The following is a 14,946-nucleotide window of genomic DNA, read 5'->3' as shown; positions in this document are numbered from 1 at the left end:
AAATAAACTTTTTAAAGGAGTTAAAATGCGTTTTGCTCATGTCATGTTACGAGTTAAAGATTTGGATAGATCCATAGACTTTTATACAAATATATTGGGAATGACTGTTCAAAAGAAGATGGATAATCCAGAGTATAAATATACTTTAGCATTTCTTGGTTATGGTGATATTTCGGATCATACTGTATTGGAGTTAACATATAACTGGGGTGATCATGAGTATGATCATGGTAATGCTTTCGGTCACCTATGCATGCAGGTAGATGATGTCTATAAGGCATGTGAGGATGTCAAAGCCAAAGGTGGTATCGTAACTCGTGAAGCTGGTCCTGTAAAAGGTGGTACTCAAGTTATAGCATTTATAAAAGATCCAGATGGTTATCAAATAGAGCTTATCGATTAATGAATAAAGACAAGTTAAATATACTAGTAATTAGGGGCTACTATAGTAAAGGTGATAGTGTTGAGCATATTGATATTGATGGTATCAAAGCTAAGATAACAACAGTGGCCCTAGGTCGACCAGTATTTGTAAAGCGTAAGCTTAAAAGAATTATCAATAAGTATAAAGTTAGTGCTAATAATTATGATCTTATCTATGCAATATCAATGTCTGCGGGTATTTCATCTTTAATTGATGAAGCCTTGTATCAAAGACTTCATTTGATTACGCCATTTTTTATCCATCATAAAACAATGAGAGTTCTTGGTAAGATCAAGATTAGAAAGATGTTGGGAGCATATTTATTACTATTGTTTAATGGCAAGCTTGGGAAATTCCATGAAGCAATAAAGGTTACTTTAGCTGAGAACGATAACGTTGTTGATAATAAATTCTTTGAGAGTACTTGGGGAAGTGTCAACCTAATCAAAGGAATAGATCATACCCTTACAAAAGAAGTAGTTGAAGATATTATTAGAAAAGATATTGAGAATCTAAGAAAAGAAGTTTTTGGCGGAGAAGAAGTCTGTTAGCTATTGTGTCTTATAGGCAATAACTCTTAATCGGACATAATCTGCATACCACTTATTATTTTTATACAAATATGGTTTAGCAATTTTTTCAGCATATTCTAAGAATTCAGCAGTATTAGTTACTTTATCTAATAAATTCTTTCTAAAAGTCATAGCCCAGTTTCTAAAGCCATTAGAGCCTTCTAATAGCGTAGGTCTTTCAAAAAGAATGGCATATTTGACTAAAAAACCATTATTTTCAAGTAGAGAAGTATACTCCGAAATACTTGGGTAAAAATTCTCAAGACTATAGTCTTGGATAGCATATTTTTGAGATGCTTTATCTAAACTTGCTAATAGATTTTTTATATTTCCTTTACCGCCCATCTCTAAGACAAATCTACCATTTTTCTTCAAAATTTTATTTACATTTTTTATGACAGCTGTTGGATTTAGCATCCAGTGTAATGCAGCATTTGAAAAAACAGCATCAAAATTTTCTGAGTTAAATGGCAAATCTTGTTGAGCATCTGCTTCTATAAACTCTATATTTGGATAGTTTTTCTTGGCTTGATTTAACATTTGATTTGATACATCAATACCAACTATGCTAGCTCCTTGTAGTTTTATTTTATTGGTAAGTTCACCCGTACCACACCCAATATCTAAAATTTTCTCATCTTTTTGAGGGCTTAGAAGCTCAACAATTTCATTACCATATTCTGTGACAAACTTGCCTATTGAGTTATATGATTTTGGTTCCCATAAATTATTATTACTCATGGTTTATTTTAACCTCTTGATATAGTTGAATGATGAAATAACCAGTATATAAGCAATCCCCATATACCAAAGACTAATCCAACAAGTATCCAAATGTTTTTTGGTAAAATTATCGTAGTAAGTCTTCTGTCTAAGACTTTAGGAATATCTTTTGCTATTCCTAAGCCACAAAAAATGTGAATTAGGACTGTAAAAGCTGTAATAATAGGAAGTGAATTATTAATCAAAGTTACTGAAATAGTATTTATATCCATGTACAAAAAACCTTTAAAATACAATTTTTGAGTGTGCTTTTGAACTATAGGTATTCATATAATGTTCGGCTACTACTTCTAAGACCTCATCAATACTATCAACAAGAGTTAGAAGATTAACTTCTTCTTTACTAACTACACCTTTTTGTACTAAGGTGGTTTTTATCCATTCCATTAATCCGCCCCAAAAATCTTTACCATAGAGGATAATTGGCATTTTGACTTTTTTACCTGTTTGTATCAGAGTTGTAATATCAAAAAGCTCATCTAGAGTACCAAAGCCACCAGGCATGACTATATACGACATAGAGTGTTTGATAAACATTGCTTTACGCGTAAAGAAGTATCTGTAAATCAAAAAGACATCTTGATAGCTATTAGGTTTTTGCTCGTGAGGTAGTGTTATATTCAAGCCTATACTTGAGCAAGATCCCTGTTGAGCGCCTTTGTTTCCCGCTTCCATAATACCAGGGCCACCACCTGTGATAACAGCAAAGCCATGATTTGACAAAGATTTAGCTAGTTCAACAGTATCTTTGTAGTACTTATCATCTTCGGAAATCCTTGCTGAACCAAATATACTAATAGCCGGAGATATCTTATCTAATCTTTCATATCCTTCGACAAGTTCGGATGATATTTTCATAATATCCCAACTTGCTTTAGCTTTATCAAAACCCATTTCGCTAGATGGTGCAGAGACTATTTTTTTTTCTTTCCAATGCATAGGTAATCACCTTAAAATTAAGCTAGTGTTTTATATTACTATTAATTATAATTATATCTATTAGCTTGGGATATTGCTATACAGCTTATGTTGGTTGTAATTATTCAAGCAAAGTTTTAATTTAATCTACTAAAGGAGATATTAAATGGGTTTTTTAGCAGGAAAGAAGATACTAGTTACTGGTCTGTTAAGCAATAAATCAATCGCTTACGGTATTGCAAAAGCTCTTCATAGAGAAGGTGCAGAACTTGCGTTTACTTATGTTGGTCAATTCAAAGAAAGAGTAGAGAAGCTAAGTGAAGAGTTCAATCCAGCTGCAATTTTACCTTGTGATGTAACTTCTGATCAAGAGATGAAAGACTTGTTTGTTGAGCTAGGTAAAGTTTGGGATGGTCTAGATGGTCTTATTCACTCTATCGCTTTTGCTCCTCGTGATCAGTTAGGTGGCGATTTTATAGATACAGTTACTCGTGAAGGTTTCGCTATTGCTCATGATATCAGTGCTTACTCTTTTGCTGCCTTAGCTAGAGAAGGTCGTGCGATGATGAAAGGAAGAAATGCTTCTATCGTAGGTCTTACATATATTGGTGCTGAAAAAGCTATGCCTAGTTATAATACTATGGGTGTTGCTAAGGCATCTTTAGAAGCTACTATGAGATATACAGCTCTTGCATTAGGTCCAGATGGAATCAATGTGAACTGTGTTTCAGCTGGTCCAATCAAAACTTTGGCAGCGTCAGGTATTGCTAATTTCAAAAAGATGTTGGACTATAATGCTACAGTATCACCACTTAAGAAAAACGTTGATATTATGGAAGTTGGTAATACAGTTGCATTCTTATGTTCTGATATGGCTTCTGGTATTACAGGCGAAAACATTCACGTTGATGCTGGTTATCATAGCGTTTTAATGGGTAATGTTCTTTAAATCTTTTAAATTAGCCTAATCCAATTTTATCTAATTCAATTTCATACATCTCATATAATAAAAATTGATATATTTTATAAAAATTATTAGTTTCAACTATTTGTCTTAATCATTGATAATGACCTTACAAAGTTAAATTTATAAGGTTATTTATGAAAAAAAGAGCTTTTAACTTTGTGGTTGCTTCAATATGTGCTTTTGGGGTATCACAAGGTGTTGCACAAACAAATCCACAGTGTTTAGATAAGTCTTTCACCTTACAGCTTCTTGGTTCTGGTGGACCAATTACAGATGATGCTAGAGCATCTGCAGGTGAGTTGATATGGATTGATGGTAAATCTAAAGTTTTGATTGATGCTGGTGGTGGTACATATCTTAGATTTGGTCAATCAGGAGCTAGATTAGAAGATTTAGACTCAATCAATATGACTCATTTCCATGCTGATCATTCAGCAGATATTCCAGCGATATTAAAAGGAGCATATTTCTCCAAAAGAACAGAGAATCTTCCATTCTCAGGTCCTACACATTCAGGTCTTTTCCCAAGTGCGACGGATTTTCTTCAGAGAGTATTTGGAAAAGATCATGGTGCTTTTGCATATTTACATGGAATACTTACGGGTACAGATGGTTTCCCTTTTAAGCTTGATCCTGTAACAAATATTGATTATACAAAATTAGAGCCAACTAAGGTTTTTTCAAATGATGAATTTACTGTTTGGGCTTTAGGTATTCCTAAAGGTGATGTTCCAACTTTGGCATATAAGATTGTGTCTAAGAAAGGTACTATCGTTGTAACTGGTGCTGGTGGTAGTAATGAACATGATAAATTTAGAGATGCGTTTATTAAATTTGCAAAAAATGCAGATATTCTAATGATGCCGATGCCAATTGACGAAAGTGCTGATGCGGCAGGTAGTTTCTTACATGCTAAGCCGTCAGTCATTGGACAAGTTGCTGCAGCAGTTAATCCAAAAGCATTAGTTTTAAGTCATTTCTTAGGTAAAGGTTTGGTACTTAAAGACGAGTCAACAAAAATAGTTAAAAAGTATTATAAAGGGCCTGTTTATGAAGGTCGAGATTTAGCATGTTTCCCAGTTAATGGAGTTAAATAGGAGAATTTAATATGAAAAAAATACCTTTAACAATTGCTTTAACAGCTTCTATGTCGTTTGGTATTGCTTTAGCAGCAGAAGCTAAAGCTCCAGTTACACAAGTTCAAGATTCATCTGAGAGTAGTCCAATAGCTCAAGGCGAAGGCAAATGTGCAAGTGGTAAATGTGGTTCACTTAAAAAATTTGGTGTGGTTGATGTTGATGCTGATGAGCAAGATGGAAAACTTGTCAGAGCAAGAGATGGTAATTGTGGTACAAAGGTTTGTAAAAGTTATGGCAAGCAAGATAAAAAAGAGATAGCACAGTTGGGTAAATGCTCTAATGGAGTTTGTGGACAATGAACGGTAGATGTCAAGGTATAGGTCTAAGGTCTGAACATCAGTCAATATTATCAGCACAAAAAGTTGATGGGATTGATTTTCTTGAGCTTTCTCCTGAAAATTGGATGGGCTTAGGCGGATTTAAGCAAAACTACCTTGACAAGGTTGCTAGTATTTATCCTATCATAGCTCATGGTTTGAGCTTATCAATAGGTGGATTTCAGCCACTTAATAAGAAATTTCTGAATGAAGTTAGAGCATTCTTAGATGATTATAGTATTGAGATATATAGTGATCATTTATGTTTTTCTGATGATGAAAAAGGGTACTTATATGATCTTTTACCAGTTCCTAGAGAGAAAGAAAATATTTCTTATATTTGCAATCGTATAGAGCAGGTTCAAGAGATTATAAAAAGACCACTTACATTAGAAAATATCTCATATTACTACCAATATGATAATGATATGAATGAGCTAGATTTTATCAATGAGATTCTGCAGAGAAGTGGTGCAAAAATGCTTCTTGATATAAATAATGTTTATGTCAATGGACATAACCATAGCTATGATGCTTATGAATTTATAAAAGGTATAAATAAAGGTAGCGTCAATTATTACCATATAGCAGGACATTATAAAAAAGATGATTTCATTTTAGATACTCATGGCAAAGATGTAATACAGGAAGTAAAAGAGCTAGCTAAGTTTGCTGTAGAGCAACATGGTTGGCACCCAATGTTACTTGAACGCGATCATTTTGTACCAAAGCTTGATAATCTAGTGAATGAGTTAAATAGCATAACAAATGTTATAGAGGGAAAAATATGAATATATCAGAATCTATAAAAACTAAAATGCAAAACTTTACTCATGCTATTCGTTATGGTAATGCTAGTAATGAAAAGATACAGATGTATCGTGAATTTATCGTCGGGAATGTCTTAAGTGTCTTAGAAAATACTTTTCCTTACTTTAATAAACATGCTTCTCAAGAGTTAAAAGATAAGATTTTAAAAGTTTTTTTTGAGGATAATATATCATCTGAGCCAGCATTTCATCAAATAGCTACAGAGATACTGAAATCTTCAAAATCTGTAGAAATGAATGAAAAATTATCTAAGTTAATAGAGTTTGAGTGGCTACTTTTCTCTATAGAAATAGATGAATCTAAAGTTGTTGAAAATATAGAAATCACTAGAAATATAAGTTTTAAAGATATCCGAAATATGAAAGAAAATCCGACACTAACTTTTATACTACTTCCTTTTGATATAAATAATTTGGATGAAGAAATAAGCACAGAGCAAAATATTATGTATGCGCTTTATCGCAATATAAATCATAGAACTTCATACCAAAGAATATCTACACTTGAGTACGCCGTGTTAAGTTCAGCATTAGAAAAAGGAATAGATATTTTTGAATCAGAAGATTTTAAGCAAATAAAAAATGAGCAACAAGAGTACTTAATTAATCGTTTAGTCTCTTGGCATAACCAAAATATGATTATTTTATCAGCATAAGGAGCAATTTATGATAAATAGAATATATGATATATATTACAAGATTATCCAAAAGTTTCAGTCTATCGACTTTTTACTTTTGTTAGGTATAAGACTTTATTTAGTACCGACTATGTTTGTAGGAGCTAGATCAAAAATAGAAGGTTTTAGTACAACTGTGGCATGGTTTGGTGCTCCAGCTTCTCAAGGTGGTTTAGGTATGCCTATGCCAGAAGTTATGGCATTTTTAGCAACTTCTGCAGAAGTTATCGGTTGTGTTGGTATCGCATTAGGTTTGTTTACTAGACTTGTTTCTATTCCAATGATGTTTGTAATGGGTGTTGCTGGTGCCGCGGTTCACTGGGCTCATGGATGGCCTGCAATTGCAGACAAAACTGCAGAATCTACACAGAGACTAAATGATCTATTTGTATGGTTATCACAAAACTTTCCAGATAGATATAACTATGTTACTGCGTTAGGTGATCCTGTAATGCTTAATGGTGGTATGGAATTTTCTGTTACATACTTCATTATGTTATTTACATTATTCTTATACGGTGGTGGAAGATATGTAAGTGCTGACCACTGGCTGAAGAAAATTTTTATAAGAAACTAGTGTTTATCTAAGCCCTAACTTAACTAGGTCGTGCATGGTTATTATACCCTCAACGTTATTCTTACCGTCAACCACAGCTAAACTGGTAATTTCAAATCTTTCCATTTCCTCGAGAGCTGATATAGCCATTTCATCACTTGATACAGTTTTAGGGTTTTTGCTCATAACTTCACTGATTGTTTTCTGAGAATTGAAGCTCTCGGCTTCAAACATTCTTCTTAAGTCACCATCAGTAAATATACCTAGGAGTTTGTTATCTTCAACAACTAATGTACTACCTATTCCTTTGTCACTTATTTCTAGAATTGCTTTGCGTAGATTATCTGTTGATTTGACTTTAGGTATTTCATTGCCTTTACGCATAATATTTTCTACTTTTAATATCAGCTTTCTACCAAGAGCACCACTAGGATGAGAAAATGCAAAATCTCTAGCAGAGAAATTCTTGGCTTTAAGTAAAGCGATGGCTAAAGCATCTCCTAAGACTAGTGTAGCAGTTGTACTAGATGTTGGAGCAAGATTAAGAGGACAAGCCTCTTTATCAACACCTAAATTGAGTGTTACATCACTATTTTTTGCCATTAATGAGTTTTTGTTACTTGTAATAGAGATTACTGGTATGCCAAGGTGTTTAATCATTGGCATGATTCCCATAATCTCACTGGAATTACCTGAGTTAGATATAGCAACTACAACATCTTTGTCTGTAATCATACCAAAATCACCATGACCAGCTTCACCAGGATGGACAAAGAAAGCTGGAGTTCCAGTACTAGCGAGAGTTGCGGCAATTTTCTTACCAATTTGACCAGACTTACCCATACCGGTTATGATTACTCTACCTTGTTTGTTGTTTAAAATAATATCGCAAGCTTTCTTAAAGTCATCGCCTATAGAGTTTTTTAATTTCTCTAAAGCTTGTATTTCAAGTTCAAATGTTAGTTTAGCATTTTGAATATGATCCATTTGATTCTCTTTCCTTATCTATTATAAAAAGCGTTTACAGCATTAGATATTATAGTTTTTGAGATTTATTAGCTCAAATATTTTTTATTGTTATGTTAAAATTATTTTTAATTTTTATATATTTAGATAAATAGCAATGAGAAAATTCCAGATTAATCCATCAATATTATCTGCAGATTTAGCAAGATTAGGTGATGATGTTCAAGCAGTTTTAGAAGCAGGAGCTGATAACGTTCACTTTGATGTGATGGATAATCACTATGTGCCTAATCTTACATTTGGTCCTATGGTTCTCAAGGCTTTGAGAGATTATGGTATTTCAGCTGGTATGGATGTTCATCTTATGGTTAAGCCTGTAGATGCATTGATTGAGAGTTTTGCCAAAGCTGGTGCTAGTAGTATAGTATTTCATCCAGAAGCTAGTGAGCATATCGATAGAAGCTTACAGCTAATCAAATCTTTTGGTATAGATGCTGGTCTTGCTTTGAATCCAGCCACAGGGATAGATTGTCTAAAGTATGTTGAAAGTCATATTGACAGAGTGCTTATCATGTCTGTAAATCCAGGCTTTGGTGGACAAAAATTTATACCAGCAATGCTAGATAAAGCTAAAGAAGTCTCTCAGTGGATTAAATCAACTGGTAGAGATATTCTACTAGAGATAGATGGTGGCGTTAACCCTAATAATATTGCAGAGATTGCAGCTTGTGGAGTTGATGCCTTTGTGGCTGGGTCAGCTATTTTTAACTCAGATAGCTACAAACAAACTATTGATAAGATGAGAGATGAACTCAAGAAAATCTAGTTTATCAGTATTTATGCTCAAAACGATAGAGCTGATATTGTCAGTAATGGTTGTTTTACTGAGTTATTTTATACCATTACATATTTTTGATTATAATATCACCAATTTTAGTAGCTTTAATTTTTTAGCCTCGTTTATAGCTATTACAGCATTGTTAATTTTTCTTGTTGCAGAATATACCAATGGTGAGAAGACTTCAAAATCGAGAAATATACTAAAAGTATTATTATGCTCATTTACACTAGCAGTAGTGATTACTTCTTTAGCATTTTTTCTAAGAGGTTTTGCTTTTCCTCGTAGTGTAATTATTTTAGGTTTTGTTATACAGATTATAGTGTTGTCATGTTTGCGGATTTACTTTAGATCTCTTATGAGAAGAACTATCTATAACAAAGTGCTAGTGATAGGACAAAATAATGAGCAGGATTGGCTTTTTAATAAAGCGGTATCCTCTAAGTTACCTAATGAAATTATTCATGGCTATTTAAGTATAGATGTTGTGGGCTTGAAGCTAGCTGATATTATCAAAAGTTATACTAAGGTTTTTGTTTCAGACAAGGCTTTGAAGTTACTTGATGATAATGATTTATCTCTTTTGAGTCAGTGTAATGTTGAGATGGTGATTATTCCTCGAAAATATGAAATATCTGTATGGGGAGCTACTCTAGTACCTCTTGGTGATAGTCTTGCAATGAGTATCAAAAACTTTGGTCTATCTTATGAGGCTAAAGTTATAAAAAGAATTTTTGACATTATATTTAGCTCGATTGCTATAGTGTTAATGGCTCCAATAATGTTTATAACAGCTTTTGCAATTTATATCGAAGATAAAAACTCTCCTTTTTTTATCCAAGAAAGAGTTACTAGAAATGGTAAAAAGTTTAAATTGATAAAATTTCGTAGTATGAGAATAGATGCAGAGTCGCAAACCGGAGCTATATGGGCAAGTAATAGTGATGATAGAATTACAAAGATTGGAAGAATAATTCGTCCTATATGGTTAGATGAATTACCACAATTTTTTAATGTATTAAAAGGTGATATGTCAATAGTAGGGCCAAGACCTGAAAGACAAGAGTTAATCGATGAGTTTGCAAAAGAGACTCCTGAGTTCTTGTATAGAACCAAAGTTAAAGCTGGAATTACAGGATATGCTCAAGTTTTGACAAGCTATGCAACTTTGCCGGAAAATAAGCTTAAGCTCGATCTTGTATATATTAGAAGATGGAGTTTTGTTTTTGATTTACTTATTATTATCGAGACAGTTAGAGTTATTTTTATGAAGATTTTTAGTATATTTCTATCAAAAAAAGAGACCATAGATAGTAAAGTATTAAATCAGGTGGATGATAACTACATAGAATATACGTATAGGTAACGGTTGTATGAGATTAACAGAGTTTGAGATAAAGTCTATAATCACAAGTTTTAAACAATGTTTTGATTCGGGGGATATATACTTATTTGGTAGTAGGATAGATGATACTGCCAAAGGTGGAGATATAGATCTTTATGTAGATACGCAAGATACTTCAGATTTAGTTACCAAAAAAATACAATTTATAAATATTCTTAAATCTATAATCGGTGAACAAAAAGTTGATGTAATTCTATCTATTGATAAAACTAGAGATATAGAGAAACAAGCATTAAAAGAAGGTATAAAATTGGATATAAATAAACTCAAACAAGATAAGATTATTAATGAATGTGAAAAGCATTTACAAAGGCTAAACTATGCTAAAAAGGAGCTTAAAAGTAAGTTTCCATTGAGCCTAGAGGCTTATCAAAATTTATCTCAAGAGGATATACAGGCTATTGATCAATTCATTTATAGATTCTCTAAGCTTCAAGATACTATTGGGGAGAAGCTAATAAAAATAGCTTTTGCAAAATATGAGGAAAATGTAGACAAATACTCATTTATAGATATTTTAAATCGTTTAGAAAAAGCAGAGATATTGATTGCTCAAGATTGGAAAGATCTTAGAAACATAAGAAATGAGCTATCACATAACTATGAAGATGATCCTGTGCAGAGTACAGCTATTTTAAATTTAGTATATGAAAAAGAGCAAGTTTTAGAAGATATTTATAGTTCAATAAAAAAGATATTGGCAAATTAGTTGAGTAAAATTATGAATAAAAAAATATTAGTAACAGGCGGTACAGGCTACATAGGTAGTCACACAGTTGTTGAGCTTCTTGATAGAGGATATCAAGTTGTTGGCGTTGACAATCTTTCAAATAGCAAACTATCTGTAGTTGATAGAGTTAAGACAATCACAGGCAAAAATTTTGATTTTTATGAGATAGATCTTTTAGACAAAGATAAGTTAGAGAAAATCTTTCAAGAGCATAATATAGATGCGGTGATTCACTTTGCAGGTCTCAAAGCTGTTGGCGAGAGTGTGCAGAAGCCTTTGGCTTATTATCATAATAATCTATTAAGTACACTAAATTTACTTGAGTTAATGCAAGAGTACCAAGTTTATGATTTTGTATTTAGTTCATCAGCGACTGTATATGGTATGTCTAATGTACCACCATTTGCAGAGGATCTACCTCTTAGTACAACTAACCCTTATGGTGCGACTAAGCTAATAATAGAAGGTATTCTAGTAGATCTACAAAAAGCTGATAATAACTTTAATATCACATGTCTTAGATATTTCAATCCTGTAGGAGCTCATAGCAGTGGGATGATTGGCGAAGATCCTCAAGGTATCCCAAATAATCTAATGCCTTTTGTTGGGCAAGTTGGGTCAGGTAAATTGTCTAAGCTTAGTATCTTTGGTGGTGATTATGATACCCAAGATGGCACTTGTATTAGAGACTATATCCATGTTGTTGATTTGGCGATAGGGCATATATTAGCACTTGAGCATATCTCAAAGGTTAAACCAGCTTGGCGAGCATATAATCTAGGCTCAGGTAATGGTTGTAGTGTACTAGAGATTGTTACAGCGTATGAGAAAGCTTTGGGCAAAAAGATTCCATATCAAATAGTTGATAGAAGAGCTGGAGATATTGCTGAGATGTATGCAAATGCTACAAAGGCAAAACAAGAGCTAGGCTTTGAGACACAAAAAACTATAGATGATATATGTGTTGATATTGTTAGGTGGCAGAATTACGCCAAAGAGAATGATATTTAGAAAATGAGGATTTTGCATGTATTTAAATCATTTTATCCAGATACTTATGGTGGTATAGAGAAGTTTATACATGAGCTATCAGTCGCTATGGCTAAAAAGTATGATTTAGATATACATATTCTAGCTATGGGTAAAGAGAATCGAACTATACACAAAGATTTTTATACTTTGCATTTTGCTAAAACAAATTTGAATATAGCTTCAACAACTTTTTCACTCTCGGCAATTAAGAAATTCAAAGAGTTAGCTAAACAAGTTGATATTATCCACTATCACTTTCCATATCCATATGCTGACTTGTTGCAGACTATTTGTAGAGCAAATAAGACATATATAGTCACGTACCACTCAGATATTATTAAGCAAAAAAAGTTGATGATGTTATACAAGCCTTTAATGAGAAAGTTTCTCAATGGTGCAAAATATATTTTACCAACATCACCAAACTATCTTGAGACTAGTGAGATTCTTAGGGAAATAAAAGTACCTAAAAAAGTTATTCCAATGAGTTTGAATAAATCAGATTATAGTATTGATGATGAAAACTATTTATATTGGAAAAATAATATTGGTTTTAAAAAATTCTTCATCTATATTGGAGGTCTAAGGTATTATAAGGGTTTGGATGTTTTGATTGATGCTATGCAAGGGCAAGATTATCCACTTGTTATAGTTGGTGATGGCAATCAAAGGGATCTGCTGGAGCAAAAAGTTAAGCAAAATAAGCTACAAAATATAAAATTTGTAGGTGCATTAGATGATAAAGATAAGCTATCTTTATTAAAGCTAAGTTATGCTCTAGTATTACCTTCAAATATAAGGACAGAAGCTTTTGGATTAGTCTTACTAGAGGCAAGCATGTTTGCTAAACCAATGATAACTTGCGAGATTGGTACAGGCACGACCTTTGTGAATATTGATAAGCTAACAGGATTAGTAGTAAAGCCAGATTATATTCAAGATTTAGCTAAAAAGCTCAATCAGCTTTGGCAAGATGAACAAAAAGCTCAAGAGTATGGAGCTAATGCTAAAGCTAGATTTGATGATATCTTTAGTCTAGAAAAAATGGTAGTCAGTTATAAGTTGGTTTATGATAAAGTTATAGAGAGTGGTGTAAAGTGAAACAATTTTTTAAATATTTTTTTGGTATTTTAGACTCTACTCAGAAAAAAAGATTTTTTTTATACCTTGTTCTATTATTTTTAGGTTCGATATCTTCGATACTAGGTGTTGGAGCTGTTATTCCTTTTGTGAGTGTGTTAGTTAATCCAAATCAGTTTGATAATATACATTTTCTGAGTGGTTTTAGCCATTTTCAAATAGTGCTTATAAGTATAGCTTTATTGATCTTAGCTTTTTGGATAAAGAATATAATTGGTGTGGCACTATTTTGGTTTCAAACCAAATTTTTAAACTCTATAGTTCTTAGTATTCAAAAGAAGCTATTTAAACTATATATATCGATGGATTATGAATCTCATTTAACTATAAGTACACCAACACTTATCCGTAACATAAATGCTGAAACAAGTCAGTTATCTGGTGGAATAATTAATCCTTTGGGGATATTAGTTACTGATTTGTTTTCATGCATATTTATTGTAGTTTTGTTGTTATATATAAATTTTTTGTTTAGTTTTTTTACTTTGCTTATTTTGGGAGTTTCGTTGTTTATTTTTATGTTAAAAATAAAAGGAATTTTAAATAAATATGGTAAACAAAGAGCTGAAGCTTGGAAAAACATGACTCAGACAACTATGAATGGTCTATCAGGAATAAAGGAAATAAAGCTTTATAATAAAGAAAAAATATTTATGAATGAATTCAATGAGAAAGCAGCGATGCTCAATAAGTCATTACAATTTAATCAAACATTTCAAATCCTTCCAAGATTTTTTATAGAAGCTATAGCTATTACATTTGTATTAATTACTTTGCTAACTCTTATAGCCTTTGGTGAGTCGACAAATTCAATTTTTATATTATTATCTGTATTTGGGGTTGCTGCAACACAGTTGTTACCAGCACTTAATAGGATTATGCAAGCGGTTACCAGTATAAAATATTCTGCTCCAGCTCTGAGGGTAATATATGAAGAGTTAGAAAAATATCAAAACTATACAAATAGCATAGAAGATAGTTTTGTTTCAGATGTAAAGTTTGAAAAGAATATCCATCTAGAAAGTATTAGCTATAGCTATCCTGATGGTACTCAAGCTTTGAAAAATATTTCTGTGACAATAGGAAAAGGTAGAAAAACCGCTTTTATAGGACCTTCAGGCTCTGGTAAAAGTACCTTAGTTGATTTGTTAATGGGATTTTATATCCCACAAAGTGGAAGTATTTATATAGATGATAAACAAATTAATAATACTAGGGCAATACAAAGACTATTTGCATATATTCCACAACAAATTATACTCTATGATACATCTATCAAAGAGAATATTGCTTTTGGTGAACCAAAGGCAAGCATAGATGAAACTAAAGTTTGGGAGTGTTTAAAAATGGCACAACTTGATGATTTTGTTAGTAATTTAAATAAAAGTTTGGATACTTTTGTTGGAGAAAATGGTATTAGACTCTCAGGTGGTCAACGCCAACGACTAGGTATAGCTAGAGCATTGTATCAAAATCCACAAATATTAGTTATGGATGAAGCAACATCAGCTCTTGATAATGAGACAGAAAAAGAAGTAACAAATGTGATAAAAGAGTTAAAAGATATAACAATAATAACAATAGCTCATAGACTTTCTACTATCGAGGGGTATGATAAGATTTATAGCTTGGATGATGGAGTTATTCACTAA

18 protein-coding genes are annotated in these 14,946 nt (G+C 32.4%); 14 read left to right on the top strand and 4 right to left on the bottom strand.

The annotated features are described in order from the left end of the window. Positions 1-25: 25 nt before the first annotated feature. Both gloA and IMS64_RS05880 read left to right on the top strand, forming a co-directional pair. Complete coding sequence (gloA, locus tag IMS64_RS05885; protein WP_042523567.1) at positions 26-403, top strand: lactoylglutathione lyase; 378 nt, start codon at positions 26-28, stop codon at positions 401-403. Next, positions 403-975: a hypothetical protein gene (locus IMS64_RS05880; RefSeq protein WP_211490137.1), complete on the top strand. Its 573-nt coding sequence runs from the start codon at positions 403-405 to the stop codon at positions 973-975. The genes gloA and IMS64_RS05880 overlap by 1 nt, the downstream gene beginning before the upstream one ends. Here the strand turns inward: IMS64_RS05880 and IMS64_RS05875 are convergent, their stop codons facing one another. From IMS64_RS05875 to IMS64_RS05865, 3 genes are read right to left on the bottom strand one after another with little or no spacing between them, the layout of a single operon-like run. Next, the gene (locus IMS64_RS05875; RefSeq protein ID WP_200151123.1) at positions 976-1,737 is read right to left on the bottom strand and encodes a class I SAM-dependent methyltransferase; all 762 of its coding nucleotides are present in this window, start codon (positions 1,735-1,737) and stop codon (positions 976-978) included. It lies immediately after the preceding gene. An 8-nt stretch (positions 1,738-1,745) separates the two neighbouring features. Beyond that, complete coding sequence (locus IMS64_RS05870) at positions 1,746-1,991, bottom strand: hypothetical protein (protein ID WP_012280797.1); 246 nt, start codon at positions 1,989-1,991, stop codon at positions 1,746-1,748. A gap of 13 nt (positions 1,992-2,004) precedes the next feature. Then, positions 2,005-2,718 carry an LOG family protein gene (locus IMS64_RS05865; protein ID WP_088821394.1) on the bottom strand — a complete coding sequence of 238 codons (714 nt, stop codon included), beginning with the start codon at positions 2,716-2,718 and terminating at the stop codon, positions 2,005-2,007. 145 nt (positions 2,719-2,863) lie between these two features. Between IMS64_RS05865 and IMS64_RS05860 the strand changes: the two genes are divergently transcribed. The 6 genes from IMS64_RS05860 (at position 2,864) to IMS64_RS05835 (ending at position 7,204) form a co-directional block, all read left to right on the top strand. Then, complete coding sequence (locus IMS64_RS05860) at positions 2,864-3,646, top strand: enoyl-ACP reductase FabI (protein WP_004287488.1); 783 nt, start codon at positions 2,864-2,866, stop codon at positions 3,644-3,646. Between the two features lie 152 nt (positions 3,647-3,798). Further along, entirely contained in the window at positions 3,799-4,761 is a 963-nt protein-coding gene (locus IMS64_RS05855; RefSeq protein WP_088821393.1) for an MBL fold metallo-hydrolase, read from the top strand. A gap of 11 nt (positions 4,762-4,772) precedes the next feature. Beyond that, positions 4,773-5,102 (top strand): hypothetical protein, encoded by a 330-nt coding sequence (locus tag IMS64_RS05850; RefSeq protein ID WP_012280800.1) that lies wholly within the window; start codon positions 4,773-4,775, stop codon positions 5,100-5,102. Next, a complete protein-coding gene (locus IMS64_RS05845) occupies positions 5,099-5,911 on the top strand; it encodes an MbnB/TglH/ChrH family RiPP precursor modification enzyme (protein WP_211490136.1) in 813 nt (270 codons plus the stop codon). Before IMS64_RS05850 ends, IMS64_RS05845 begins: the two co-directional genes overlap by 4 nt. Next, positions 5,908-6,606, top strand: a complete 699-nt coding sequence (locus IMS64_RS05840) for an HvfC/BufC family peptide modification chaperone (protein ID WP_211490135.1) — start codon at positions 5,908-5,910, stop codon at positions 6,604-6,606. Before IMS64_RS05845 ends, IMS64_RS05840 begins: the two co-directional genes overlap by 4 nt. A 10-nt stretch (positions 6,607-6,616) precedes the next feature. Then, positions 6,617-7,204: an HvfX family Cu-binding RiPP maturation protein gene (locus tag IMS64_RS05835; RefSeq protein WP_004287493.1), complete on the top strand. Its 588-nt coding sequence runs from the start codon at positions 6,617-6,619 to the stop codon at positions 7,202-7,204. Between the two features lie 3 nt (positions 7,205-7,207). Here the strand turns inward: IMS64_RS05835 and IMS64_RS05830 are convergent, their stop codons facing one another. Continuing rightward, entirely contained in the window at positions 7,208-8,170 is a 963-nt protein-coding gene (locus tag IMS64_RS05830) for a KpsF/GutQ family sugar-phosphate isomerase (RefSeq protein WP_004287494.1), read from the bottom strand. 136 nt (positions 8,171-8,306) lie between these two features. Between IMS64_RS05830 and rpe the strand changes: the two genes are divergently transcribed. From rpe to IMS64_RS05800, 6 genes are read left to right on the top strand one after another with little or no spacing between them, the layout of a single operon-like run. After that, positions 8,307-8,975, top strand: a complete 669-nt coding sequence (gene rpe / locus IMS64_RS05825; protein ID WP_012280804.1) for a ribulose-phosphate 3-epimerase — start codon at positions 8,307-8,309, stop codon at positions 8,973-8,975. Beyond that, positions 8,956-10,353, top strand: a complete 1,398-nt coding sequence (locus tag IMS64_RS05820; protein ID WP_211490134.1) for a sugar transferase — start codon at positions 8,956-8,958, stop codon at positions 10,351-10,353. The genes rpe and IMS64_RS05820 overlap by 20 nt, the downstream gene beginning before the upstream one ends. Positions 10,354-10,360: 7 nt before the next feature. Further along, positions 10,361-11,101: a nucleotidyltransferase domain-containing protein gene (locus IMS64_RS05815; RefSeq protein WP_200160060.1), complete on the top strand. Its 741-nt coding sequence runs from the start codon at positions 10,361-10,363 to the stop codon at positions 11,099-11,101. A 12-nt stretch (positions 11,102-11,113) separates the two neighbouring features. Continuing rightward, positions 11,114-12,133 (top strand): UDP-glucose 4-epimerase GalE, encoded by a 1,020-nt coding sequence (galE, locus tag IMS64_RS05810; protein ID WP_211490133.1) that lies wholly within the window; start codon positions 11,114-11,116, stop codon positions 12,131-12,133. Positions 12,134-12,136: 3 nt separating this feature from the next. Further along, entirely contained in the window at positions 12,137-13,255 is a 1,119-nt protein-coding gene (locus tag IMS64_RS05805; protein ID WP_211490132.1) for a glycosyltransferase family 4 protein, read from the top strand. Beyond that, positions 13,252-14,946 carry an ABC transporter ATP-binding protein gene (locus tag IMS64_RS05800; RefSeq protein ID WP_211490131.1) on the top strand — a complete coding sequence of 565 codons (1,695 nt, stop codon included), beginning with the start codon at positions 13,252-13,254 and terminating at the stop codon, positions 14,944-14,946. The genes IMS64_RS05805 and IMS64_RS05800 overlap by 4 nt, the downstream gene beginning before the upstream one ends.

It is taken from the genome of Francisella philomiragia (assembly GCF_018135955.1).
GTDB lineage: Bacteria > Pseudomonadota > Gammaproteobacteria > Francisellales > Francisellaceae > Francisella > Francisella philomiragia.
The sequence above is the reverse complement of the archived record's forward strand: the minus strand, read 5'-3'. Positions and strand labels throughout refer to the sequence as shown.